We start from the raw sequence: 24,267 nt of genomic DNA, 5'->3' as shown, positions 1-24,267 counted from the left end.
CGGCCTGCTCTGATCACCTGGCCTGGGTGAACAGGATCTTCACGGCGAAAATCGAAAAGACGCCGGCGAAGGTGTAGTCGATACCGCGCAGAACTTTCGGGTTGGCCTGGAGCCAACCCGAAAGCTTGTCTGCCCCCAGCACGATGGCGATGGTGATCGGCAGGGAGACCAGCATGAACCAGCCGCCCAGAAAGATCAGCTTGCCCGTGACGTTGGGGTCGCTCGCCGTGACGAATTGCGGCAGGAAGGTCATGAAGAAGATGATGACCTTGGGGTTCAGCAGATTGACCCAGATGCCGTTCAGGAAGGCCGCCTTGACGCTGCCCTTTGTTCCGGTTTCCGCCTTGGCGACTAATTTCGATCCCGTCCGGATCGCCTGGAAGGCCAGCCAGGCAAGATAGGCAGCACCACCGCTTTTCAGGATGAGGAAGGCGAGCGGCGAGGCGACGATCAGTGCCGACACACCGAAAGCCACCAGCATGGTATGGAAGGTGATGCCGATATTGGTGCCGACCAGGACTGCGAGGCCAGCGGCCCGGCCATCCCGCAGGGCGCGGCTGATCGACAGGGTCATGTCCGGGCCCGGCGTTGCAGCCAGCAGAAACGAGGCTGCGCTGAAGGCCAGAAGCGTGGGCAGGCTCGGGATGAAATCCATGACGAACTCGAGGTTTGAAAGCGCGGTGAGGAGGAGTCCTTAACGCGCTTTCAAGCTGCTGCCAATCAGGGTTTTGGCGATTGCAGAAAGGCTGCAAACTTTTCCTTGTAGTCGGGATGCCAGCGCGATAGCGGCGGGCGGTTATCGACGATGTCGCCGGCCGCCCCCAGCATGCGTTTCTCGTCGGTTGCCCGATCGACGTCGTTGTCGGGACACAGGATATAGAAATCGCCGGCAGCAATGCTTTGCAGCATGAAGTCGACGGTCTGTTCCGGCGTCCATGCGGCTGCCGGTTTTTCGGTGCGTCCCTGGGCCGTCAGGCCGGTATAGACGAAGCCGGGGATCAGCAGATGGGCGGCGACCTTGCCGTCCGGCACATTGCGCAACTCGTGCTGCAGGGCCTCGGTAAAGGCTTTGACGCCGGCTTTCGAGACGTTATAGGCGGGATCTCCGGGCGGCGTGGTGATGCCCTGCTTGGAGCCGGTGTTGATGATCAGGGCCGGCTCGCCATGGGCGATCATGCCGGGACCGAACACCCGGCTGCCGTCGATCACGCCCATCAGGTTGACGGCCAGCACCCGTTCCCAATTGGCCTGCGGGCCAAAGATAGCGCTGCCGGGCTGGATGCCGGCATTGTTCATCAGCACGTGAACCCGGCCGAAACGCTGGATGACGGCGCGTTCCAGCGCCTCCAGCTCGTCGCGACGGCTGACGTCGGTTTCGATGGCGACGATATCGGTCTCGCCATGTTCGGTAAGGGATGCCACCTCCGCGTGGGCGCTGGCAAGTGCGTCGCCGCCCAGGTCGACGATGATCACGCTCATGCCCGCCCTGGCGAAGGCCTTTGCCGCGGCAAGGCCGATGCCGGAAGCGCCGCCGGTGACAACGGCCACATTGGATTTCGCAATTGCCGGATGGAGGATGTCCATGGCTTGTTCTCCTTATGCCGTTTCGTGGTCTGTGCGGTCTTGATATGGTGTGGTTGAAAACGAAATCAAACTGGTGAGGTGCCGGCGCATGGGAAAAGTGACGTCCATCGCCGGGGAATTCCGTCACGATCGTCCGTATCCTCCACCCACAAAGGATGACTGTCGCGGCGCATCTGTAGGCCTTAAGCGTTTGCGTCGCAGCGTGATGCTCTTGCACGCCGCGCCAATCTCGCTAAAAGTGCGGCAAACCAAAAGGCTTGGTTTCTCGGCCTGACGCACACAAGTGGACTCCTCAACATGGCATCACATAAAGACGTGAAAAAAGTCGTTCTCGCCTATTCCGGCGGTCTCGATACCTCGATCATCCTGAAATGGCTGCAGACGGAACTTGGCGCTGAAGTCGTAACCTTCACCGCCGATCTCGGCCAGGGCGAAGAACTCGAGCCGGCCCGCAAGAAGGCCGAGATGATGGGCATCAAGGAAATCTACATCGAGGACGTGCGCGAGGAATTCGTGCGCGATTTCGTCTTCCCGATGTTTCGCGCCAATGCCGTCTACGAAGGCGTCTATCTGCTCGGCACCTCGATCGCTCGCCCGCTGATCTCCAAGCACCTGATCGATATCGCCAAGAAGACCGGCGCCGACGCCATTGCCCATGGTGCGACCGGCAAGGGCAATGACCAGGTGCGTTTCGAGCTGTCGGCCTATGCACTGAACCCGGATATCAAGATCATCGCGCCGTGGCGCGACTGGTCGTTCAAGAGCCGCACCGACCTCTTGGAATTTGCCGAACAGCACCAGATCCCGGTTGCCAAGGACAAGAAGGGCGAAGCACCGTTCTCGGTCGATGCCAATCTTCTGCATTCGTCGTCCGAGGGCAAGGTCCTGGAAGATCCGAGCCAGGAGGCGCCGGAATATGTGCATATGCGCACCATTTCGCCAGAAGCCGCCCCCGATCAGGCGACCGTGATCAAGGTCGGCTTTGAAAAGGGCGATGCCGTGTCGATCAACGGCGTGCGCATGAGCCCGGCGACGCTTCTGGCCGAGCTCAACACCTATGGCCGTGACAATGGCATCGGCCGTCTCGATCTCGTCGAAAACCGCTTCGTCGGCATGAAGTCGCGCGGCGTCTACGAGACCCCCGGCGGGACGATCCTGCTCACGGCGCATCGCGCCATCGAATCCATCACGCTCGACCGGGGTGCGGCCCATCTCAAGGACGAGTTGATGCCGCGCTATGCCGAGCTGATCTATTACGGCTTCTGGTTCTCACCGGAGCGCGAAATGCTGCAGGCCGCCATCGACCTCAGCCAGCAGCATGTCGAAGGCGAAGTGACGCTGAAGCTCTACAAGGGCAATGTCATGGTGACCGGCCGTGAATCGCCGAAGTCGCTCTATTCCGACAAGCTGGTGACCTTCGAGGACGACCAGGGCGCCTATGACCAGAAGGATGCGGCCGGCTTCATCAAGCTGAACGCGCTGCGCCTGCGCACACTCGCCAAGCGCAACCTGTCGAAATAATCGGACAAACGTTGGAATTATCAGCCTGCCGGTGGTCGATCCACCGGCAGGCTTTTTCATGCCCGGCGTTTGCGGGCTTTGACAAAGCCGAGATAGGCGATGATCGCAATGAAGTTCATCAGCGGGATCACGGTGCCGAAGGCCAGCAGCGGATCGCCGATCAGGGCTGCGGCAACGCCACCCAGGAAGCCTGCGCCCATCTGGATGAAGCCTAACAGGGCGGCTGCCGAGCCGGCGATCTTCGGATGAGGTGCCAGGCCCGCCGTGGTGATGTAGGGAATGACGAAGGCCATGCCGAAGGCGCAGACAGCGACCGGCCCCATGATCGACAGGAAGGTCGGCTCGATGAACTGCACCGACAGAGCGATCATCGCGCCGCCGAGGCCGGCCAATGTCAGCCCTGTGTTGATGGCGCCGCTTTCGCCGAGGCGCCTGGCAAGGACACGCAGGCTGACGGAGCCTAAGAAGAAGAAGCCCGATTGCATCAGCATGCCAAGGCCGAACTGGCCGGGGGACAGCCCGACCCTGTTGATCAGCACGAAGGGCAGCATGGTCGATTGCGCATAGAGCGCCCCGACCGTGCCGGCCAGCACCAGGGCCGACAGGAGCACGCGAGGGTCGACGATCAGCGTCTGGTAGGAACCGATCAGGCGCGACGGGCGGATGAGGGCGCGATCGGGGACCGTGGTTTCCTTCAACAGCAGGCCGACGACAAGACAGCTGACCAGCCCGAAGCCGACCATCAGGAAAAACACCGCCTGCCAGTTGAAGAATGTCAGGGCGAGGCCCCCCAGAGTCGGGCCGGCGGCCGGGCCGATGGCCAGCATGATGCCGATCATGTTGAGGATGCGGGAGGCTTCAGCGCCGGTAAACTGGTCGCGCACGATGGCGCGCGACACGGTGATGCCGACCGAGGCGCCGATGCCCTGGATCAGCCGGCCGGCCAGCAGCCAGTCGACCGTCGGGGCAAAGGCTGCCACAAGGCTGCCGATCAGGTAGATCATCAGGAAGCCGAGTGTCGCCTTGCGGCGGCCAAAGGCATCCGATGTCGGGCCGGACAGCAGCTGGGCGACGGCAAAGCCGCCGAAATAGACCGAGAGGCTGAGCTTGATCGCCGCATCCGTGGTGCCGAAAGCGCGGACCAGTTCCGGCATGGCCGGCGTGTAGATGGCCATGGAGACCGGACCGATGGTGGTCAGCAGGGCGCCGATCAGTGAGGTCCGGCGTTCGGTCATGCGGGCAGGCGTCATCACATAGGCATTCCGTTTGGCAGCACCTGGACAAGGTGCCAAGGGACAGACATCGCGCCGGCATGTCGGAGCACGGCGATGACGCGAGCTATAGGCGTGCGGACCTGGAATGGCGAGAGGGAATGCAGGAATTGCCGGAGAAAGGCCGGATCATATGCCGAGGAAGGCGACGACCGACTTCAGCACTTTGGCGGACTGGTCGTCGCCCATGGTCATGGCGATCTCCAGCTGGTTCTTGTAGTAATCCTGAAAATCGAAGGGCGTATCGTCGGTGATCTCAGAGAGATCGATGATCTGGCCCTGCCGGTCGAGCGCCTGCATCGGCAATTCATCGGCCAGGGCGGCGTAGGTTTCCTGGTCGATTTCACCGCTCTCGAAGCTTTCCACGGCCATTTCCCGGAGCTGGCTGGGGGTTATCGAGGTGTAGGGAGATTCGGGATCTTCGGTGACTTCGAATTGATAAACAGGATCGGACGCGGCTTTGCGTTCGGCCGGTACGGCCAAGTCCTTGTTATCTCGACCTCCATTCCGGTTGAACGAACTGGAGAGAGAACGCAGAGAAGATATTTCCATGTCAATATCCTCCGTTTCCGGCTCCACTATAGATAACTATTCGGACGGCGTTACGTCAATCGTTAACAAAAGGTTAATTGTCGTCTATGACTTTTCCCCCATCTATTCTTGTAAAGGGCCAGTCTTCGGCTTTCCTTGAAGGACATACCAATCCCTGGACGGATGTCCTATATGAAGGTTAACGCACCAAATCAGGGACATTCCTATGCCGTTGACCTCTCCTTCCCCCGCCGCGCTTACCCTCTGGACCGGAGTGCATGGCCTGCCACGCTTCGAAGCCGTCCGTGATGAAGATTTCGCGCCGGTCTTTGACGCGGCGCTTGCCGAACACGAGACGGAAATCGATGCGATCGCTTCCAATCCCGAGGCGCCGAGTTTCGACAATACGGTGGTGGCGCTGGAGATTGCCGGCGACATGCTGTCGCGCGTCTCGGCCCTGTTCTGGAACCGCGCCGGTGCCTACAGCAATGATCTGATCCAGTCGCTGGAGCGCGAGATCGCGCCCAAGATGTCGCGCCACTATTCGAAGATCGGCATGAATGAGGCCCTCTTCGCGCGGATCGATACGCTCTGGGAGAGCCGCGACGGTCTCGGCCTGACGACCGAGGCGATGCGCGTGCTCGAGCGGCACTGGAAGGGTTTTGTGAAGTCCGGCGCCAAGCTGGCCAGGCCGGAGCAGGAGAGGCTTGCGGCCATCAACGAGCGCCTGGCAAGCCTTGGCGCGCAATTCGGCCAGAATGTGCTGGCGGATGAGACGGACTGGTCGCTGCCGATCCTCAACGAGGCCGACCTGGCCGGCCTGCCGAATTTCGTCAGGGAGGCGATGGCCTCTGCGGCCAAGACCCGCGGCACGGATGCGCCCTATATCGTCACCCTGTCGCGCTCGATCATCGAGCCGTTCCTGACATTCTCGACGCGGCGCGATCTGCGCGAACAGGCGTTTGCCGCCTGGGTGGCGCGCGGTGCCAATGGTGGCGAAACCGACAACCGGGCGATCGTCACCGAAACGCTGGCGCTGCGCTTCGAGAAGGCCGGGCTGCTGGGTTATGCCAATTACGCCGCGCTGAAGCTCGACAATACCATGGCCAAGACGCCGGAGGCGGTCAACGGCCTGTTGAAGCAGGTCTGGGGCAAGGCCCTGGCGCAGGCCCGGATCGAAGAAGCCGAACTGGCGGGACTGATCGCGGAAGAGGGTGGCCATCATCCCGTCATGCCGTGGGACTGGCGGCACTATGCCGAAAAGCTGCGATCGCAGAAATTCGATTTCTCCGAGGCCGAACTGAAACCCTATCTGCAGCTGGAAAAGATCATCGAGGCCTGTTTCGATGTGGCTGGCCGGCTGTTCGGCATCAAGGTCGTGCCGCTGCCGGATGTGGTCGGCTATCACCCTGACGTGCGGGTGTTCGAGGTCCGCAATGCCGGTGGTGACCTGGTCGCCCTGTTCCTCGGCGATTATTTCGCCCGGTCGTCGAAGCGTTCGGGCGCCTGGATGAGTTCGTTCCAGTCGCAGCATCGATTGGCGCTGAAGAATGGCGCCAAGGGCGAAATTCCGATCATCTACAATGTCTGCAATTTCGCAAAGCCTGCCGAGGGCCGGCCGGCGCTGCTGTCGCTCGACGATGCGCGTACGCTGTTCCATGAATTCGGCCACGCGCTGCACGGCATGCTGTCGAATGTCACCTATCCCTCGGTGGCGGGCACCGGCGTGTCGCGCGATTTCGTCGAACTGCCGTCGCAGCTTTACGAGCACTGGCTGACGGTGCCGGAGATCCTGAAGACCTATGCCGTGCATTACGAGACCGGCGAGCCGATGCCGGAGGCGCTGCTGCAGAAGGTGCTGGCATCGCGCACGTTCAACGCCGGCTTTGCGACGGTCGAGTTCACCTCGTCGGCATTGGTCGACATGGCCTTCCACACCCGCGGCAAGGTCGACGACCCGATGGCCGTCCAGGCCGAGGTGCTGAGCGAGCTTGGCCTGCCGGCGTCGCTGGTGATGCGCCATGCCACGCCGCATTTCCAGCATGTCTTTGCCGGCGACGGTTATTCGGCCGGCTATTATTCCTACATGTGGTCGGAAGTGCTGGATGCCGATGCATTTGCGGCCTTCGAGGAGACTGGCAATGCCTTCGATCCGCAGATGGCAGAGCGCCTGAAGGACAATATCTATTCGGTTGGCGGTTCGATCGACCCGGAAGACGCCTACAAGGCCTTCCGCGGCAAGATGCCGAGCCCGGATGCCATGCTCGTCAAAAAAGGCCTGGCGGCCTGATCGACTGGCATGTGAGGATGTAGAAGAGCCTCTCCGCGCCATGGCGGGGAGGTTTTCGACGCCTGTGCGCCGCTGCCTCGAAGACACGGACTGCCGCAAAAGTATCGCAATTCCGGCGAAACGGCAGGCCCCCCTTTCGCAATTGCAAAAAACAGGGTATGAGCGCGTCAAAGTAAACCGGCGCCCGCTCCCCTTGCGCGCCCCAGCTACCAGAGATTCTTATCATGAAAATTCGCAATATCGCGATCATTGCGCACGTTGACCATGGGAAAACGACCCTTGTCGACGAACTTCTGAAGCAGTCCGGCTCGTTCCGCGAGAACCAGCGCACCGTCGAGCGCATGATGGACTCGAACGATCTCGAAAAAGAGCGTGGCATTACCATTCTCGCCAAGGCGACATCGATCGAGTGGAAGAACACCCGCATCAACATCGTCGACACCCCCGGCCACGCCGACTTCGGCGGCGAAGTCGAGCGTATCCTGTCGATGGTGGATGGCGCGATCGTGCTGGTCGATAGCTCGGAAGGCCCGATGCCGCAGACCAAGTTCGTGGTCTCCAAGGCGCTGAAGGTCGGCCTTCGCCCGATCGTCGCGATCAACAAGATCGACCGTCCGGACGGCCGCCACGAAGAAGTCATCAACGAAGTCTTTGACCTGTTCGCAAGCCTTGACGCCACCGACGAGCAGCTCGACTTCCCGATCCTCTACGGTTCCGGCCGCGATGGCTGGATGAACGTCAACCCGGAAGGCCCAAAAGACCAGGGTCTGGCACCGTTGCTCGACCTGGTTATGCAGCATGTGCCTGAGCCGAGCGTCGGCGACGAAGACGGCGCGTTCCGCATGATCGGCACGCTGCTGGAAGCCAACCCCTTCCTCGGCCGCGTCATCACCGGCCGCATCCATTCCGGCTCGATCAAGCCGAACCAGTCCGTCAAGGTCCTGAGCCAGGACGGCAAGGTGATCGAAACCGGTCGTATTTCCAAGATCCTCGCCTTCCGCGGCATCGAGCGCACCGCCATCGATGAAGCCCATGCGGGCGATATCGTCGCGATTGCCGGTCTCTCCAAGGGCACCGTTGCCGATACGTTCTGCGATCCGTCCGTGACGGAAGCGCTGTCTGCACAGCCGATCGATCCGCCGACCGTCACCATGTCCTTCCTCGTCAACGACAGCCCGCTGGCCGGCACCGAAGGCGACAAGGTGACCAGCCGCGTCATCCGCGACCGTCTGTTCAAGGAAGCCGAAGGCAACGTGGCGCTTAAGATCGAGGAATCGGAAGGCAAGGATTCGTTCTACGTCTCCGGCCGTGGCGAATTGCAGCTGGCCGTTCTGATCGAAACCATGCGCCGCGAAGGTTTTGAGCTTGCCGTGTCGCGTCCGCGCGTCGTCATGCACAAGTCCGAAGACGGCACGCTGATGGAGCCGATCGAAGAAGTCGTCATCGACGTCGATGAAGAGCATTCCGGCGTGGTCGTGCAGAAGATGTCCGAGCGCAAGGCCGAGATGACCGAACTGCGCCCGTCTGGTGGTAATCGCGTTCGTCTGGTGTTCTTCGCGCCGACCCGTGGCCTGATCGGCTACCAGTCGGAACTGCTGACCGACACCCGCGGCACGGCGATCATGAACCGCCTGTTCCACGACTATCAGCCGTTCAAGGGTGAAATCGGCGGCCGTTCTAACGGCGTGCTGTTGTCCAACCAGTCCGGCGAAGCCGTGGCCTATGCCATGTTCAACCTGGAAGATCGCGGCCCGATGATCATCGAGCCGGGCGAAAAGGTCTATGCAGGCATGATCGTCGGCATCCACTCGCGCGACAACGACCTGGAAGTGAACGTGCTCAAGGGCAAGCAGCTCACCAACATCCGCTCGGCCGGCAAGGACGAAGCCGTTCGTCTGACGCCGCCGATCCGCATGACGCTCGACCGGGCGCTGTCCTGGATCCAGGACGACGAACTGATGGAAGTCACGCCGAAGTCGATCCGTCTGCGCAAGTTCTACCTGGATGCAAACGATCGCAAGCGCTTCGGCAAGGCCCGTTCTGCACAGGGTTGATCGCCGATCCATTTTGTAGGATTTTCTGAAGCCCCGGCCGACCCGCCGGGGCTTTAATTTTTTGTGTTTTGGGGCAGGACAGACTTGCCGCCATGTTTAAAAAAGCGTTAACCTCAGGTCCATTGTCCAGATCAAAAGTCTGTGGGTAAGGCGGTTTCCCGCGCTGTTGCGGGTGTTCGTCGGGCCCCGGCAGGACCAAGAGTAGCGTTATGAAGACGTTGTCGATTGATGTGCGCCCTGCCGAGCCGCAGGACGCTCGCGCCATTTCCGAGGCTCACCGCCAGTCCTGGCAGAACGCCTATGCGGGTCTTATTCCGCACAAGGCACTGACCAAGATGATGGAGCGCCGGGGCGAAACCTGGTGGCGCAAGGCGACGCGTGGCCCGGCCACCGTTCTGGTGGTCGAGGTTGCCGGGACCATTGCCGGCTATGCGACCGTGGGTCTCAACCGGGCCCGGGCGCTGCCCCAGGAAGGGGAAATCTACGAGATCTATCTGCGGCCGGAATACCAGGGCATTGGTCTTGGCCACATGCTGTTTGGCGAGGCGCGCCGGCTGCTGAAATCGCTCGGCTGCTCGGGCATGGTGGTCTGGTGCCTGGAGGACAGCGGGGGAGCGTCGCAGTTCTTCCGGTCGAACGGCGGCGTCGATGCGGTCGAAGGCATCGAGGATTTCGACGAGGTGCGGCTGAAGAAGCTCGGGTTCATCTGGAAATAATCCGGGGTGCCGGTTGCCCGGCACTGGCCTGGCCGCCGCTTATGGCAGGTTGCTCATCAGATCATCGGCGGTTGCGCCTCTTTTTCCGTGATAGACCGCCTGGTCCGTGCCGCAGGCAAAGGAGGGCGCCAGCGTGTCGGCCAGCTGCCGTGCCAGACCATTGGCATCCTTGTTGGCCCGGGCGTCGACGAAGGCGGCCATGCAGCCCTTGCCGTAATCTTTCTGCGCAATCCGCGATACGACCAGGACCTGGCCCCAAAACTGTTCGGCGGGCATGCCGGTCTTCGGGTCGGAATGTTCGAGGAAATAGCGCAGGATGACGGCGATCGCCCGGCCATCGCCATCCAGCCGCCACTCCGCCTTGGTCCCGGTATGATTGAACGTGCCGAAGGTCTCGAACGCCTGATCGACATAGGCCGGGCTCATGTGGCCGAACAGCACGGTCTGGCGGAGATCTCCTTCCTTGAAGTAGAAGGGATAGCCCTTGGGGCCGGCGCATTTCAGCGTGATGCTGATGCCCTCCTCGACATGGACTGTCTGGCAGGCGTCCAGATTGAGATCGCTGTAGACGCTGTCATTGGCCTTGGCGGTCGAAGGGAGTGCGAAAAGCAGCGCTGCCACACCGAATGCGTAAGAATTCATCCCCATTGCCCATCCCCCCGGATCGCATTGCCATGATGGGCGAGAAGCTAGATCAGCACGGGGAAAAAGGGAACTATGCTAAGCCATTCGACCGGATGTTTGCGGGAAAGTGCCAATTTTGGTTGCCCACCCGCACCCAAAGCTATGTTGCTTTGCGAAATGAAACCCTTTAGGAAACGCTGGACCTTTACATATCCATGGGGTGAAACATGCGTATCGATGCAATTTCCATTGGCAAGAATCCGCCGGACGATGTCAACGTGATCGTTGAGGTTCCGGTCGGTGGGCACCCGATCAAGTATGAAATGGACAAGGAAGCCGGCGCGCTGGTCGTCGACCGCTTCCTCTACACTCCCATGACCTATCCGGGCAATTACGGCTTCGTGCCGCATACCCTGTCGGAGGACGGCGATCCGATCGACGTGCTGATCTGCAATACGCGTCCGCTGGTGCCCGGCTGCGTCATCAATGTTCGCCCGATCGGCGTCATGGTGATGGAAGACGATGGTGGCAAGGACGAGAAGATCATTGCCGTGCCGGCGCCGAAGCTGACCCAGCGCTACGACAAGATCATGAACTATACGGATCTGCCGGAGATCACGCTCAAGCAGATCGAGCATTTCTTCGAGCACTACAAGGATCTGGAGCCCGGCAAGTGGGTGAAGATCGGCGGCTGGCAGGATGTCGGCGTCGCCAAGACGCTGATCGTCGAGGCGATCGAGCGGTACAAGGCTACCAAGTAATTCGGGCTTTCAACCGTCCAACAGGGCGGTGAGCTTTGCGATCAAGACCTCCGGTTCGCCCTCGAGCCGGAGGTTTTTCTGTCTGGCGGTGTCGCCTGACGTGATCTCGATCGACGATTTGGCCATGCCGAGGCGCTTGGCGAGCAGGGCGATCAGCGCCTTGTTGGCCTTGCCCTTTTCGGGCACGGCGGTGACGCGGACCTTCAGATAGGCTTCGCCGCCACTGTTGATCTCCACACCGTCAATCGCCTCACGCCCGCCATTCGGCGTCAAGCGAACCGAAAGGCGGACATGGTCACCGACGATGCGGTAGGGCAGGCTCAAGCGACGAGCGGATAGATGCTGTTCCACATCAGCGAGCGGATGAAGAAGATCAGCAGCAGCACGACGATCGGCGAGATGTCGATGCCGCCGAGATTGGGCAGGACGCGGCGCAGCGGCCGCAGGACCGGCTCGGTGACGTTGAACAGGAACATGCCGATCGAGCTGACGAAGCGGTTGCTCGAATTGATGACGTTGAAGGCATAAAGCCAGGAGAATATGGCGCTTGCGATAAGCACCCATGTGTAAAGATTCAGTGCCAGATCGATGGTCTGAAACAGGGCAAGCATTGTCGTCTCCATTTCTTGGTTGACAGACAGATAGACATTGGGGACTAAACCGGCAAGTACTGCGGGCTGACGGAAAACAAATCATGTTTAACGAGGCGGTCAGCCCCGCATCGATGACCGGCCTCGACGGGAAAGTTCGCCTAATGCACGCGCCTATGTCCGGCGACAGGTTTGCCGCGTTCAAGCATTCCTCCTACACGCTGTTCTTCTTCGCCCGGTTTCTGGGCGCCTTCGCAACCCAGATCGTCAGCGTCTCGGTCGGCTGGCAGATGTATGACCAGACGGGCAGTGCCTTCTATCTCGGTCTGATCGGCCTCTTCCAGTTCCTGCCCTCGCTCATATTGATGCTGGTGACCGGCTCCGTGGCCGACCGCTACAATCGCCGGGCCATCGTGGCGATCTGCATGATCGTCAGCGCGCTGTGCGGCGGGGCGCTACTCGGCCTCACTCTTGCCGATGCCTTTTCGCCCATTCCGGTGTTCGGCATCCTCATCGTCTTCGGCATCGAGCGGGCCTTCAATGCGCCGGCCGTGCAGTCGCTGGCGCCCAATCTGGTGCCGGAAACCGATCTTGCCAATGCGATTGCCTGGAATTCCACATCCTGGCAGACGGCCTCGATCGTCGGCCCGGTGGTCGGCGGCCTGCTCTATGGCCTGAGCGCCACCACGGCCTATTCCGTGGCGCTTCTCTTCTTCGTGGCGTCGGCCCTTTTGATCTTCCTGGTCAAGCGACCGGCCCAGAAGACATCCTCGGAAGCCGTCAGCTGGGGCACGATCCTCGCAGGCTTCCGCTTCATCCTGTCGGAGAAGGTGGTGCTTGGGGCGATTTCGCTCGATCTCTTTGCGGTGCTTTTGGGCGGCGCGGTGGCGCTGATGCCGATCTTTGCCCGCGATATCCTGACGCTTGGACCCTGGGGGCTCGGCATGCTGCGCGCCGCGCCCGGCATCGGCGCCATCCTGGTGGCGGTGGCGCTGGCCAGCTATCCGGTTCGCCACAATGCCGGCCTGCTGATGTTTGCCGGCGTCGCGCTGTTCGGCCTTGGCACGCTGATCTTCGGCCTGTCGGAAACCGCCTGGATCTCGATTGCCGCGCTGATGCTGATGGGGGCGGCTGACATGGCCTCGGTCTATGTGCGCGAGACGCTGATTGCGCTCTGGACGCCCGACGAGGTGCGCGGCCGGGTCAATGCGGTCAATATGGTGTTTGTCGGGGCCTCCAACGAGCTTGGCGAATTCCGGGCCGGCACCATGGCGTCCCTGATGGGACCGGTGCCCGCCGTAGTTATCGGTGGCGTCGGCACGTTGGCGGTGGCGATCCTCTGGGCGGTCGGCTTCCCGCAATTGCGCAAGATCGACAGTCTCGATGCACCAAGCCGTCAATCGACGGACTGAAGGGATTTCTCGAAGACCTGATCGAGGAAGCCCGACAGCCAGGCCTTCAGCGGCGCATCGAACAGCATGCGGCCCTCCAGATGCTCGCGCCCCTGCTGGGCATTGGGCATGATGAAGCGGTGGGCGCCATGCACGACCCAGCGCTGCATCATGGCGCGGGTCAGTTCGGCATGAAACTGGATGCCCCAGGCATTGTCGCCATAACGGAACGCCTGATTCGGATAGAGATCGCCCTTGGCCAGCAGGTCGGCGCCGTGCGGCAGGTCGAAGCCTTCGCGATGGAAATGGTAGACCATTTTCGGCCAGTGCATCAGCAGGCGGCCCTTTTCGGTCGGATGGATCGGATACCAGCCGATCTCGACGCGCTCCTGGCTGTCGGCCGCCACCTTGCCACCCAGCTGGCGCACCAGCATCTGGGCTCCGAGGCAGATGCCGAGATAGGGCCTGTTTTCCTTCAAGGGCACGGACAGCCAGTCGATCTCCGAGCGTACGAAGCCGTCCGGGTCATTGGCGCTCATCGGGCCGCCGAAGACCACGGCGCCGCTGTGATTGGCCAATGTCGAGGGTAGGCGATCTCCCAGCACCGGCCGCCGGATATCGAGCGGAAACCCTTTCTCCAGCAGCAGCTGGCCAACGCGGCCGGGGCTGGAGCGCTCCTGATGCAGGACGATCAGGATCGGAGGTTTGGCGGTTTTCCGGGCCGGATCATGCAGCATCGTCACCCCCTGGATCTCCGGCGCGGGCCGCAGCGCCCAAGCGTTCATTGACGCGGTCGCGATCGGAGACCTCTAGGAGGTCGGCGACCCGCCAGACCACATGGTCTTCCATCTCGCTACGGTTGCCATCGGCGTAGACGATATCCCAGAGAATGCCGATCAGCTCAAGGCGCTGCTCTTCGTCCAGCCGGCGCTTCAGCTCCGAGGTGAAGCGGTAATAGTCGACCGCCTCGCTCTCGGCTTTCTTGCCGGCTTCGAGCAAGGCGTCGAGCTTTGGCTCGTCCAGGGCATATTTTTCCCGCAGCAGGACCCGCAGCATACGCTTTTCCGCGTCCCGCACGACCCCATCGGCCTCCATCACCTGGATGCACAGGGCGGCGACCGCGATGCGCGGATCGTCGCTTGGAAAGTCGCTCTCCGGCTCGGCCGTGAGGCTCTGAAAAAATGACTGCAGCCGCTCCAGCATTGTCGGGCCTCCTTGGCGGTCAGAACAGGCGAAGCCGCGTCTTTTCATCGGCCATGCGGTTGGGGTCGCGGACACCGGGATCATCCGGCGGGCGTCCGAAGAAGGGTTCGGGAACCGTTCCGGCATCGGGTTTGCGGTCGGACGGCTCGGCCTCGATGTCGGTGCCGGCCGGAAGGGCCTGTTCGACCTCCGGCTTTGCCGTCACCTCGATGGGTTGCTGTTCGACTTTTGGTTCCGCAGGCGTGTCGACCGGGGCCAGCGGTGGCTGGGCGCTGATGGCGCCGGCTCCGCTGACGACGACGCCGTCTTCGACGGGTCCTGCCAGCTGGCCATAGGGCATTTTCCATTCGAAGGCATCGAGGCGGCCGCTGACCGGAGAGATGGGCAGCCATTTTTCCGAGACCTGGCCGTCGGCGACCCAGGCCGGGTCGCGCGGCGCCCTCAGCGCCTGGGCCATCCAGTAGCGGATACGGCCCTGATCGCCGGTTTCGGCATCCTCGATATCGGCCAGCAGCAGGAAGACCCGTTCGCGGGACTCGCTGCGGGCAGCAGCTTCCGCCTTGGCACGGGCCTTGGTGAACTCCTTGGCGTCAAGGGCAGCTTCCGCAACGATCAGCAACGATTCGACATTGTTCGGCTTGAGGCTCTCCAGCCGTTCGGCGCGCTTCAGGCGATCGACGGCGCTGTCGCCGCTTCTCGCCCGCAGATAGGTGCGGGCGATGTCGGGATGAGGCGTGAGCTTCCAGGCCTGTTCGAGGACGGAACCTGCCTTGCGCAGATTGTCCTCGCGTAGCAGGGCCTTGCCGGCAATTACCGCGGCGGGCACCAGGTCCTTGGCGAGCTTCAGGGCATGCAGGGCATTGTCGCGGGCAACCGCCGGATCGCCTTCCAGCTGTTCGCCGGCCTTGGCCGTCAGCAGCACGGCTTTCAGCCGGTCGGCCTCCTGGCGGCTCAGGACATGGGCAATGCGCTGCTGGTCGAGCAGGCGGATCGCTTCATTCCATTGGCCGGACTGGCAGCGGTATTCCAGCGCTGCCTTGGCGGCCCAGGGTAGGTAGGGCGCCTTTTCGGCGGCCTCCTCGGCATATTGACGGGCGGCCTCGTGGGCGCCGAGCCGGTTGGCTTCGACATAGAGGCCGCGCAGCCCGAGTTCGCGGGTTTCCGGATCCTCCGACATCTGCTGGAACAGGCGGCGGGCCTCGTCGTGCTTGCCCTCGATGACGGCGGCCTGGGCCTCCAGAACGAGGATCAGCGGTTCCTGGTCGGCGCGGATCAGGCCGCGGGCGCGGGCGCTCATCTTGCGGGCCATGGCGGCATTGCCGGCGCCGGCGGCGATCAGGCCGGTCGAGATCGCCTGGTAGCCGCGGTCGCGGGTGCGGGCGCGGAAATAGCGGCGCACCGAATGGGGCGAGGTCCAGAGGGTGCGAACCAGCCACCAGGCGATCATCACGGCGGCGATGATGGCAACCAGGGCACTGGCGGCGACGATCAGGTCGGTCTGATAGAGTTGGCCTTCCCAGACGAGAGCGATGTCGCCGGGACGGTCGGCGACCCAGGAGAAGCCATAGCCGAGCGCGACGATGAGGATGACGAAGATTGCGAGTTTAATCATGATCTCAACCCTGCCTGCCTGCGACTGCCTTGGCCATGATGGTGCCCACCAGGTCTTCGACCTTGATGCGCGCGTCCAGCTGCGCCTTGAACACTGCTGAGGCCTGCTTGCCGGGCTCCGGCAAGGCATTCCACTCGCTGGCGGCACCCTTGAGGTCGCCGTTCTTCAGCTTGTCTTCGAACCGGGCCGCAACGGCTTCGACGCTGTCGCCCTCGACACTGCCGACCGGGCGGACCTTGACCAGGGACTTGGCGCTCGACAGCAGCCGGCCGGTCCAACCCTGTTCGGGATCGGGCTGGTTGACGGCCTCGACGATGCCGGTCGTGACGGCTGTGACGTCGCGCATCAGCTGCGAGCGCGACTGGATGCCTGTCGTGGCAATGCCGCGCAGCTCGGCAAGGGCCGGTTCTTCCGGCGCGATGCCGGCATAGGTTTCCACCTCCGACAGGAAGGGGCCGCCGCGATCGGTTGCCGTCTTCAGCGCCGAGGCGGCAATGGCGCGTGCCACTTCGATATCGTCGCGCGGCTGATCCAGTTTGGTTTCGATCTGGGTGAGCTTGTCGCCGAGGCGGGTCTCGCTTTCGCTCAAGGCATCGGCCGTGCCGGCGACCTGGGACTGCAAGGCGTTGAGTGCGTCGCTGGTCTGGGTCAGGCGGGTCTGCAGATCCTCGACGGCCGTGGCGTCGGCGGCATTGTCCGGCTGGGTGGCAAGGGCTGCTTCGAGGGCGGCGATCCGGCCTTCAAGCGCGGAGCTGTCTACCGGTGCGGCGCTGGAGAGGCTGCCGATCTGGGACTTGAGCGACGAGACCTCGGAGGACAGGGCGGAAATCGAGACATTGCCCTCGGGAGACAGGCCGGGAATGACGCCGGCATATTGCATGGCGCCGGCACCGGCCAGCGCCACGAGACCGCCGAAAATGCCGGCAGCGGCCAGGCTTGCGGTCGAGGAGGACGAAGACGATTGGGCGGGCCTTGGCGGTGTCACTGTCGGTTCCGGCTTGGTCTTGTCTGGAGTGACGTCTTCGGGTTCCGGGGCGGCATCGGACTGCAAGAACGCGGTGTTTTCTGATGCGGTTTCGGCATCTGCCGCAGGGGTATCCGCCATCTCGGGCGCCGGGCCAGCAACCTCATCGCTTGCCGGCTGGATATCGACAGGTGGTTCGGTGGCAGGACCTGCATCGTTTGCCGGCGGGATCGGCTCGCTCACCGTTTCCACCGTATCGGACGCGGTCGCCTGCAGGTCGATCGTTACCGGGTCGGTGGTCGTCTTGGAGCGGCGGGGCGTTTTTTCCGAAACCATGGCAACCTCATTTTCCTTGCAGTGCAATGAAATTAGTCAGTGATGACCCCGAAGGAAAGGGGCCGGCGCAATTTTGCGTTCAAGACCTTGGCAGTAGGGCCAGCAGGCTCGCCTCATCCGCGCTTCGTGCTGCCTGCGCATGGCGGCGATATTGCGGCGGAACGGTTGCGGCAATCGCCGCGCTCAGACAGAGGATGGGCAGGGACGACAGAAGATCGGGCCTCTCCGCAAAGATCGGCAGGTCGAAGAAGCGCCGCGCGGTCTCAGTGGAATAGAGCAGGACGGTATCGACCGGGCTGTCGACAAGCAGCCGATGCAGCGTCTCCCTGTCAGGGATCAAGGCCTGCATGGCGTAGCTTTCGCAGACCGTGAACGGGATCTGCCGCTCGCTCAATCGTTGCTCAAACGTTTTGGCCCGGGGGTGGCCGGCCAGATAGAGGATCGGCACCGCTGCATGATGGGAGGCGATGGTATCGGCAAGGGCGCCACCGTCGCCGGACGAGGCGACGACCTGGCGAAAGCCCGCCTGTTCGGCCGCTTTGGCGGTCGCCGGACCGACCGCATAAAGCGGCCAGTCGAGATAGGGGAGCAGGCGGTCGCCGAGCTTGGCCAGGCCATAGATTGCCACGGCGCTCGTCACCGCCAGCGGGCCTTCGTGACGGGCCAGGGCGTCCAGTATTGCGTCGGGGTGATGGTACGGTGCTGCGAGCGGCAGGAGCACCGGCTGGTGGCCAAGCGTTTCGAGCATGTGCGCGGTTTTCTGCCCGCTCTGCTCCGGCCTGGTCACGAGGATGCGCATGGCTGTCAGCTCCAGCCGTCGAAGAAGGTGGTGCCGGCCTTGTCGCGCACAGTCTCACCTGCCGATCGACCAAGGGCGACGGCGTCGCGGCTAGGCCCCTCAATGGCGACCGAATGGGAGACGGATCCGTCAGGCGTCAGGATCAGACCGGAGAAACGCAGCTGGTCGCCCTCGCAGATCGCATAGCCGGCAATCGGCGTGCGGCAGGAACCGTCGAGGGCGCCCAGAAAGCTGCGCTCGCAGGTGACGGCATCGTAGGTCGGGCGATCATTGATGGCGGCCAGAAGATCGGCGATGCGGCTGTCACCGATGCGGCTTTCGATACAGATGGCGCCCTGGGCCGGAGCGGGCGGAAAGGTGGCCGGATCCAGCAATTGCGTCGGCACGGTTTCCTTGCCGAGACGCTTCAGGCCGGCAAAGGCCAGCAGTGTTGCATCGACCTGGCCTTCTGCCAGCTTGCGCAGGCGGGTATCGACCAGGCCGCGGAAGGTGATGACCTCTATATCCGGGCGCAGGCGGCGGATCAGGGCCTGACGGCGCAGCGACGACGAGCCGATGGTGGCGCCCTGTGGCAATTCCATCAGGGTCGGGGCGGTGCGGCCGACAAAGGCGTCGCGAAAATCTTCGCGCGGCAGGTAGGCGGAAATCTCCAGGCCGTCCGGCACGGCGGTCGGCATGTCCTTGGAGGAATGGACGGCGAAATCGAGATCGCCCGAGAGCAATTGCTCCTCGAGTTCCAGGGTGAACAGGCCCTTGCCGCCGATCTCGGCCAGCGAGCGATCCGTGATGCGGTCGCCGGTGGTCGACAGCACGACGATCTCGAACATGTCGGCAGGCATGCCATGGGCGGCCATCAGGCGGTCGCGGGTTTCATGGGCCTGGGCGAGAGCCAGTGGACTGCCGCGTGTGCCGATCCGGAAAGGTTTTGTTTGCATCCGACTTCATCCATTGTTACCGACGGTTTCGTAAACGCCTTTCCGGGCCATCGCAATCAATCAAAGGGCAAATGGCTTCCTTTCTTCGTATTCTCGGCATTGAAACCAGCTGCGACGAGACCGCGGCTTCCGTCGTCGTGCGCCATGCCGATGGCCGCGGCGAGATCCTGGCCGACGTCGTGCTCAGCCAGATGGACGAGCATAGCGCCTATGGTGGCGTGGTGCCGGAAATCGCGGCGCGCGCCCATGTCGAGGCGCTGGATACGCTGATCGCCGAGGCGCTGGCGCGGTCCGGCACAAGCTTGAAGGACATGGACGCCATTGCCGCAACCGCCGGCCCCGGCCTGATCGGCGGATTGCTGGTTGGGCTGATGACCGGCAAGGCGATTGCGCGCGCGGCCAACAAGCCGCTCTATGCGATCAACCATCTGGAAGGCCATGCGCTGACGGCGCGGCTGACGGACGGGCTCGCTTTCCCCTATCTGATGCTGCTGGTCTCCGGCGGCCACACGCAGCTGGTGCTGGTGCGCGGCGTCGGTCAATACGAACGCTGGGGCACGACCATCGACGATGCGCTGGGCGAGGCTTTCGACAAGACAGCCAAGCTGCTGGCGCTTCCCTATCCGGGTGGACCGGCGGTGGAAAACGCGGCCCGCAGTGGCGATGCCCAGCGCTTCACCTTTCCGCGGCCGCTGGTCGGCGAGAAGCGGCTTGATTTTTCGTTTTCCGGCCTGAAGACAGCCGTGCGCCAGGCGGCGGAAGCCGCAGCGCCGGTGTCGGAGCAGGATATCGCCGATATCTGCGCGTCGTTTCAACGGGCGGTCTCACGGACGCTCGATGACCGCATTGGGCGCGGGCTGCAGCGCTTTGCAGAGGAATTTCCGGTGCGAGACGAAAAGCCGTCGCTGGTCGTGGCGGGGGGCGTGGCGGCCAATCTGGAACTGCGGACCTGCCTGCAGGCGCTTTTCGACCGGCACGGGGTTCGTTTCGTGGCGCCGCCGCATGCGCTGTGCACCGACAATGCGGCGATGATCGCCTGGGCCGGGCTTGAGCGCATGGCGGCCGGATTTGGTCCGGACGCCTTGGATGTGTCGCCACGGTCGCGATGGCCGCTGGACATGTCGGCGGAAGCGCTGATCGGATCGGGCAAGAGAGGAGCCAAGGCATGAGCGAGAGAGAGCGGGTCGTGGTGGTGGGAGCCGGCGCCTTCGGCACGGCGCTGGCAACCGTGATGGCCCTGGATGGCAAGGTGGATGTGACGCTGCTTGGCCGGGATCCCTCGCTGATGGCGGATCTCAGGAACGAGGGCATTCACGATGCCGCCTTGCCCGGCATCATGCTGCCCGATGGCCTGCAATACGCTTTCGAGCCCGATGTGCTGGCCTCCGCCGATATCGTGCTGTTTGCCATGCCGTCGCAGGCGCAGGCCGATGCCGCCGAACAATACGGACCCTATCTCCACGCCGATGCGACCGTCGTCACCTGCGCCAAGGGGATCGATCGCAATTCGTCGAAACTGCTGACGCAGGTTCTGGAACAAGAATTGCCGAACCATCGCATCGCGGTTCTGTCCGGTCCGGGTTTTGCCATGGATATCGCGCGCGGCCTGCCGACCGCCATGGCGATCGCCTCCGTGGATCTTGCCCATGCCGAATGGCTGGCACGGGTGATTTCGGGGCCGACCTTCCGCCTTTACGCGTCTTCGGATCGCGTCGGCGTGCAGCTGGGCGGCGCCTTGAAAAACGTGCTGGCGATTGCCTGCGGCATTGTCGAAGGCATGGGGCTTGGCGAGTCGGCGCGCGCCGCGCTGATAGCCCGGGGGCTCGCCGAAATGTCGCGGCTCGTGGTGGCCATGGGCGGCTCGGCCGATACGGTGCGCGGTCTTTCGGGCCTCGGCGATCTCGTGCTGACGGCCACCAGCCATCAATCGCGCAACCTGCGCTTCGGCATCGCGCTCGGGCATGGCGCGGCCGCCGATTTTGCCAGCGGCGGCCTGGTCGAGGGCGCTTATGCTGCCGCCGTTGCGGCTCGCCTCGCCGAAGGGCTCAAGATCGACATGCCGATTACCGACGCGATCGCGCTGATCATCGAGGGCCGGCTGGATATTCCGGCTGCCATCGAACAGCTGATGACGCGACCGATCACCACCGAATAAACCGACCTCATAGATACGGGAGACACACCATGCTTTTTGCTGTTTTGTGCAAGGACAAGCCCAATCACCTCAACCTTCGCATGGAGACGCGGCCGCCGCATGTGGAATGGCTGAACGGCCTGAACGCTGCCGGCACGCTGAAGATCGGCGGCCCGTTCCTCGACGGCGACGGCAAGCCCTGCGGCTCCATGCTGCTGATCGCGGCCGACGACCTGGACGGCGCCAAGGCCATTGCCGCGCAGGACCCTTACGCCCTGGCCGGCCTTTTCGAGAGCGTCGAGATCAAGCCCTATAACTGGGTCTTCAACAATCCGGAGGCGTAAGCTTCGCCATGGCATTCTGGCTCTACAAATCCGAACCGTTCAAATGGTCCTGGGACATGCAGAAGGCGGCGGGCGCCGCCGGCACCGAATGGACCGGCGTGCGCAATTATCTGGCCCGTAACAACATGCGGGCGATGAAGATCGGCGACAAGGGCTTCTTCTACCACTCGAACGAAGGGCTCGAAGTGGTCGGCATCGTCGAGGGCTGCGCGCTGTCGCATCCGGATTCGACCGCCGAGGGCGATCCCAAATGGGATTGCGTCGACATCCGCGCGGTCTGCGACATGCCGAAACCCGTAACGCTCAAGGACGTCAAGGCAAGCCCGGCGCTTGAGAAGATGGCGCTGGTCACCTCGATGCGGCTTTCGGTTCAACCGGTGACGGACGAGGAATATCTCGAGGTTTGCCGCATGGGTGGCCTCGATAATCCGCCACGCTAAAGGCCGGTCTGCAGGGGTGTGCTGATTGAAGACGGATCCGGAGAGCTTCATTGTCGCCAATACCGCACTGATGGCGCCGCCGCATGTGCCTGAGATCCGGCTCTATCTGGCCAGCGAGGTGCATGACCTCTGGCTGAAGACCGAAGAGGATCTCGACGCGATCGGCCTGCCGCCGCCGTTCTGGGCCTTTGCCTGGGCCGGCGGGCAGGGACTGGCGCGCTATGTGCTGGATCACCGGGACAGCGTCTGCGGCAGGCGGGTGGTCGATTTTGCCAGCGGCTCGGGGCTCGTGGCGATTGCCGCGAAAATGGCGGGGGCTACAAGCGTCACGGCCTGCGACATCGATCCATGGGCGGGCACGGCCATCCGTCTCAACAGCCGCGAAAACGGCGTCGAGCTCGACGTTTCGAATGAGAACATTATCGGCCGTCTGGTCGATGCGGATATCGTTCTGGCGGGCGATGTCTTCTACGATCGCGATTTTGCCGATGCTTTGATCCCTTGGTTCGCCGCGCTTACGGCAGCCGGCAAGACGGTTCTGGTCGGCGATCCCGGACGGGCCTATTGCCCGAAGCAGCGGCTTGAGCCGATCGTCACCTATCAGGTTCCGGTCAGCCGGATCCTGGAGGATAGCGAAATCAAGAAGACGACGGTGTGGCGATTTGCCTGAACATTGCCGCGATGGTCAGGGTCTGATGACGCAGACGCCGGCCTCGTAAGAGCAGGCCGCATCGCTCTTCTCGGCATCCACCTCAATGATCAGCGCCTTGGGGGCGAGAACGACGGAGCGTGTGCGGCGGCCGCTGTGGTCGATGGCGAAATAGGTGCCGACGCCGCGAAACGACACGGCCGACACCGAGCCGGCATAGGTGCCGATGCCGGGCAGGACCGAGGGAAGGCCGGAACCGGTGATGCCTGCGTTTGTCCGGTATCCATCATGCCGGTGGGGGTGCTTGCGATAATCTGATCGGTGGTCGGCCGCCAAGGCCGGCAGCGAGACGGTGCATGCAAGGACAGCGATGAGCGCTGCCGGGCCGAACCTGCCGATACGCGATACCATGGTCAAGATCTCCGGGTCGATGACACGTTAGCGAAAGGTTAACGCCTGCGTCGGCGATTTCAAGGAGATCGGCGCTTCCGGCACCATTTTTTTAACCGGATCAGGATAAAATCCACGGCGCATCAGACCTTCGTCTGAGGTCATTGATGTGCCAATCGATTAAAATATGAACTTGGTGCAATAGTGCTTGTCGTATGACAATTCGGCGATTAAACCACGCCATTGATGCAATGCACCCATTCGATACGGGTTCAGCCATTGCAGTGGGGATGTCCGAAAAATTCGGAACGCATTACAACGCCGCGAGGTCCTGATGGCGAATGTGACAAATAACCGGCCGTTATCGCCGCATCTGCAAATCTACAAGCTTATTCCGACGATGGCGATGTCGATCATCCATCGCATCACCGGCGGGGCGCTCTATTTCGGCACGCTGCTGGTTGCCTGGTGGCTTGTCGCGGCGTCGACCGGCGCCGGTTACTATGAATGGGTCAGCTGGTTCATGGGCACGATCATCGGACGTCTCGTCCTGTTCGGTTATACCTGGGCACTCCTGCATCACATGCTCGGCGGTCTGCGCCATTTCATGTGGGATCTGGGATACGGCTTCGAAAAGTCGTTTTCGACCAAACTTGCCAAGGCCAATGTGATCGGATCGATCGTCCTGACCGTAGTCGTCTGGGTGATCGGTTACGTCATTCGCTTCTGAAGGGTCATTGAACATGGATATGCGTACGCCTCTGGGTAAGGTTCGCGGCCTTGGCTCGGCCAAGGACGGAACGGAACATTTCTGGCGCCAGCGCCTAACGGCGGTCGCCAATGTGCCGCTGATTACCTTCTTCGTCATCTTCCTGCTGGTCTACGCTGGCGCGCCTTATGCGGAAGTCGTCGGCGCCCTGTCCAATCCGATCGTTGCCGTGCTGATGGGTCTCGTGGTGATTTCCGGCATCGTGCACATGAAGCTCGGCATGCAGGTGATCATCGAGGACTATATCCATGTCGATGGCCTCAAGATCGTCCTGCTGATGCTCAACACGTTCTTCGGCATCCTGGTCGGTGGGCTCTGTCTGTTCGCCATCTTGAAAATCGCATTCGTAGGATAATTCA

At 62.5% G+C, this 24,267-nt stretch carries 27 protein-coding genes; 13 read left to right on the top strand and 14 right to left on the bottom strand.

The features are described 5' to 3' along the window. Positions 1-13: 13 nt before the first annotated feature. Positions 14-655 carry a LysE family translocator gene (locus HGO38_RS17685; RefSeq protein ID WP_250957221.1) on the bottom strand — a complete coding sequence of 214 codons (642 nt, stop codon included), beginning with the start codon at positions 653-655 and terminating at the stop codon, positions 14-16. 65 nt (positions 656-720) lie between these two features. Next, positions 721-1,584, bottom strand: coding sequence for an SDR family NAD(P)-dependent oxidoreductase (locus tag HGO38_RS17680; RefSeq protein ID WP_250957220.1), 864 nt, complete (start codon positions 1,582-1,584; stop codon positions 721-723). A 297-nt stretch (positions 1,585-1,881) separates the two neighbouring features. Between HGO38_RS17680 and HGO38_RS17675 the strand changes: the two genes are divergently transcribed. Then, positions 1,882-3,105 (top strand): argininosuccinate synthase, encoded by a 1,224-nt coding sequence (locus HGO38_RS17675; RefSeq protein ID WP_250957219.1) that lies wholly within the window; start codon positions 1,882-1,884, stop codon positions 3,103-3,105. Between the two features lie 56 nt (positions 3,106-3,161). Here HGO38_RS17675 and HGO38_RS17670 read toward each other — a convergent pair whose 3' ends face one another. Together HGO38_RS17670 and HGO38_RS17665 are read right to left on the bottom strand one after the other, a co-directional pair. Beyond that, positions 3,162-4,355: a multidrug effflux MFS transporter gene (locus tag HGO38_RS17670; RefSeq protein ID WP_250957294.1), complete on the bottom strand. Its 1,194-nt coding sequence runs from the start codon at positions 4,353-4,355 to the stop codon at positions 3,162-3,164. Between the two features lie 150 nt (positions 4,356-4,505). Further along, complete coding sequence (locus tag HGO38_RS17665) at positions 4,506-4,742, bottom strand: hypothetical protein (RefSeq protein WP_250957218.1); 237 nt, start codon at positions 4,740-4,742, stop codon at positions 4,506-4,508. 391 nt (positions 4,743-5,133) lie between these two features. On the opposite strand from HGO38_RS17665, the gene HGO38_RS17660 reads away from it, so the two are divergent. The 3 genes from HGO38_RS17660 (at position 5,134) to HGO38_RS17650 (ending at position 9,967) form a co-directional block, all read left to right on the top strand. Next, positions 5,134-7,197 carry a M3 family metallopeptidase gene (locus tag HGO38_RS17660; RefSeq protein ID WP_250957217.1) on the top strand — a complete coding sequence of 688 codons (2,064 nt, stop codon included), beginning with the start codon at positions 5,134-5,136 and terminating at the stop codon, positions 7,195-7,197. Between the two features lie 224 nt (positions 7,198-7,421). Continuing rightward, a complete protein-coding gene (gene typA / locus HGO38_RS17655; RefSeq protein WP_250957216.1) occupies positions 7,422-9,251 on the top strand; it encodes a translational GTPase TypA in 1,830 nt (609 codons plus the stop codon). A gap of 209 nt (positions 9,252-9,460) precedes the next feature. Further along, positions 9,461-9,967: a GNAT family N-acetyltransferase gene (locus tag HGO38_RS17650; RefSeq protein ID WP_250957215.1), complete on the top strand. Its 507-nt coding sequence runs from the start codon at positions 9,461-9,463 to the stop codon at positions 9,965-9,967. Positions 9,968-10,006: 39 nt separating this feature from the next. On the opposite strand, the gene HGO38_RS17645 is transcribed toward HGO38_RS17650, so the two are convergent. Further along, a complete protein-coding gene (locus tag HGO38_RS17645) occupies positions 10,007-10,609 on the bottom strand; it encodes a hypothetical protein (protein WP_250957214.1) in 603 nt (200 codons plus the stop codon). Positions 10,610-10,818: 209 nt separating this feature from the next. On the opposite strand from HGO38_RS17645, the gene ppa reads away from it, so the two are divergent. Next, a complete protein-coding gene (gene ppa, locus HGO38_RS17640; protein ID WP_250957213.1) occupies positions 10,819-11,352 on the top strand; it encodes an inorganic diphosphatase in 534 nt (177 codons plus the stop codon). Between the two features lie 9 nt (positions 11,353-11,361). Here the strand turns inward: ppa and HGO38_RS17635 are convergent, their stop codons facing one another. Further along, a complete protein-coding gene (locus tag HGO38_RS17635; protein ID WP_250957212.1) occupies positions 11,362-11,676 on the bottom strand; it encodes a DUF167 domain-containing protein in 315 nt (104 codons plus the stop codon). Beyond that, complete coding sequence (locus tag HGO38_RS17630) at positions 11,673-11,963, bottom strand: YggT family protein (protein ID WP_250957211.1); 291 nt, start codon at positions 11,961-11,963, stop codon at positions 11,673-11,675. The genes HGO38_RS17635 and HGO38_RS17630 overlap by 4 nt, the downstream gene beginning before the upstream one ends. A gap of 143 nt (positions 11,964-12,106) precedes the next feature. On the opposite strand from HGO38_RS17630, the gene HGO38_RS17625 reads away from it, so the two are divergent. Then, the gene (locus HGO38_RS17625) at positions 12,107-13,354 is read left to right on the top strand and encodes an MFS transporter (protein ID WP_250957293.1); all 1,248 of its coding nucleotides are present in this window, start codon (positions 12,107-12,109) and stop codon (positions 13,352-13,354) included. On the opposite strand, the gene HGO38_RS17620 is transcribed toward HGO38_RS17625, so the two are convergent. The 6 genes from HGO38_RS17620 to hemC form a co-directional block, all read right to left on the bottom strand. Next, entirely contained in the window at positions 13,339-14,070 is a 732-nt protein-coding gene (locus HGO38_RS17620; protein WP_250957292.1) for a glutamine amidotransferase, read from the bottom strand. The genes HGO38_RS17625 and HGO38_RS17620 overlap by 16 nt on opposite strands. Continuing rightward, positions 14,060-14,536: a tellurite resistance TerB family protein gene (locus tag HGO38_RS17615; protein WP_250957210.1), complete on the bottom strand. Its 477-nt coding sequence runs from the start codon at positions 14,534-14,536 to the stop codon at positions 14,060-14,062. Before HGO38_RS17615 ends, HGO38_RS17620 begins: the two co-directional genes overlap by 11 nt. Positions 14,537-14,555: 19 nt before the next feature. Further along, positions 14,556-16,148: a heme biosynthesis protein HemY gene (locus HGO38_RS17610; protein WP_250957209.1), complete on the bottom strand. Its 1,593-nt coding sequence runs from the start codon at positions 16,146-16,148 to the stop codon at positions 14,556-14,558. A gap of 4 nt (positions 16,149-16,152) precedes the next feature. Further along, positions 16,153-17,448 (bottom strand): COG4223 family protein, encoded by a 1,296-nt coding sequence (locus HGO38_RS17605; protein WP_250957208.1) that lies wholly within the window; start codon positions 17,446-17,448, stop codon positions 16,153-16,155. A 79-nt stretch (positions 17,449-17,527) separates the two neighbouring features. Then, entirely contained in the window at positions 17,528-18,247 is a 720-nt protein-coding gene (locus HGO38_RS17600) for a uroporphyrinogen-III synthase (protein ID WP_250957207.1), read from the bottom strand. A gap of 5 nt (positions 18,248-18,252) precedes the next feature. Continuing rightward, on the bottom strand, positions 18,253-19,182 hold the full coding sequence (hemC, locus tag HGO38_RS17595) for a hydroxymethylbilane synthase (protein ID WP_250957206.1): 930 nt from the start codon (positions 19,180-19,182) through the stop codon (positions 18,253-18,255). 71 nt (positions 19,183-19,253) lie between these two features. On the opposite strand from hemC, the gene tsaD reads away from it, so the two are divergent. Genes tsaD through HGO38_RS17570 form a run of 5 tightly spaced genes read left to right on the top strand, consistent with a single transcriptional unit; the run spans position 19,254 to position 22,770 of the window. Then, complete coding sequence (tsaD, locus tag HGO38_RS17590) at positions 19,254-20,351, top strand: tRNA (adenosine(37)-N6)-threonylcarbamoyltransferase complex transferase subunit TsaD (RefSeq protein ID WP_250957205.1); 1,098 nt, start codon at positions 19,254-19,256, stop codon at positions 20,349-20,351. Beyond that, positions 20,348-21,337 (top strand): NAD(P)H-dependent glycerol-3-phosphate dehydrogenase, encoded by a 990-nt coding sequence (locus tag HGO38_RS17585; protein ID WP_250957204.1) that lies wholly within the window; start codon positions 20,348-20,350, stop codon positions 21,335-21,337. Before tsaD ends, HGO38_RS17585 begins: the two co-directional genes overlap by 4 nt. Before the next feature lie 29 nt (positions 21,338-21,366). Continuing rightward, complete coding sequence (locus HGO38_RS17580; RefSeq protein ID WP_168473367.1) at positions 21,367-21,660, top strand: YciI-like protein; 294 nt, start codon at positions 21,367-21,369, stop codon at positions 21,658-21,660. Between the two features lie 8 nt (positions 21,661-21,668). Next, positions 21,669-22,100, top strand: a complete 432-nt coding sequence (locus HGO38_RS17575) for an EVE domain-containing protein (protein ID WP_250957203.1) — start codon at positions 21,669-21,671, stop codon at positions 22,098-22,100. 25 nt (positions 22,101-22,125) lie between these two features. Continuing rightward, positions 22,126-22,770 (top strand): class I SAM-dependent methyltransferase, encoded by a 645-nt coding sequence (locus HGO38_RS17570; protein WP_250957202.1) that lies wholly within the window; start codon positions 22,126-22,128, stop codon positions 22,768-22,770. A gap of 15 nt (positions 22,771-22,785) precedes the next feature. Here HGO38_RS17570 and HGO38_RS17565 read toward each other — a convergent pair whose 3' ends face one another. Further along, a complete protein-coding gene (locus tag HGO38_RS17565; RefSeq protein WP_250957201.1) occupies positions 22,786-23,160 on the bottom strand; it encodes a hypothetical protein in 375 nt (124 codons plus the stop codon). 313 nt (positions 23,161-23,473) lie between these two features. On the opposite strand from HGO38_RS17565, the gene sdhC reads away from it, so the two are divergent. Both sdhC and sdhD read left to right on the top strand, forming a co-directional pair. Further along, positions 23,474-23,869: a succinate dehydrogenase, cytochrome b556 subunit gene (sdhC, locus tag HGO38_RS17560; RefSeq protein WP_250957200.1), complete on the top strand. Its 396-nt coding sequence runs from the start codon at positions 23,474-23,476 to the stop codon at positions 23,867-23,869. A gap of 13 nt (positions 23,870-23,882) precedes the next feature. Further along, on the top strand, positions 23,883-24,263 hold the full coding sequence (gene sdhD, locus HGO38_RS17555) for a succinate dehydrogenase, hydrophobic membrane anchor protein (RefSeq protein ID WP_250957199.1): 381 nt from the start codon (positions 23,883-23,885) through the stop codon (positions 24,261-24,263). Positions 24,264-24,267 lie beyond the last annotated feature (4 nt).

Source organism: Rhizobium sp. CG5, assembly GCF_023701945.1.
GTDB lineage: Bacteria > Pseudomonadota > Alphaproteobacteria > Rhizobiales > Rhizobiaceae > Allorhizobium.
This window is presented reverse-complemented; position numbering and strand designations above follow the sequence as displayed.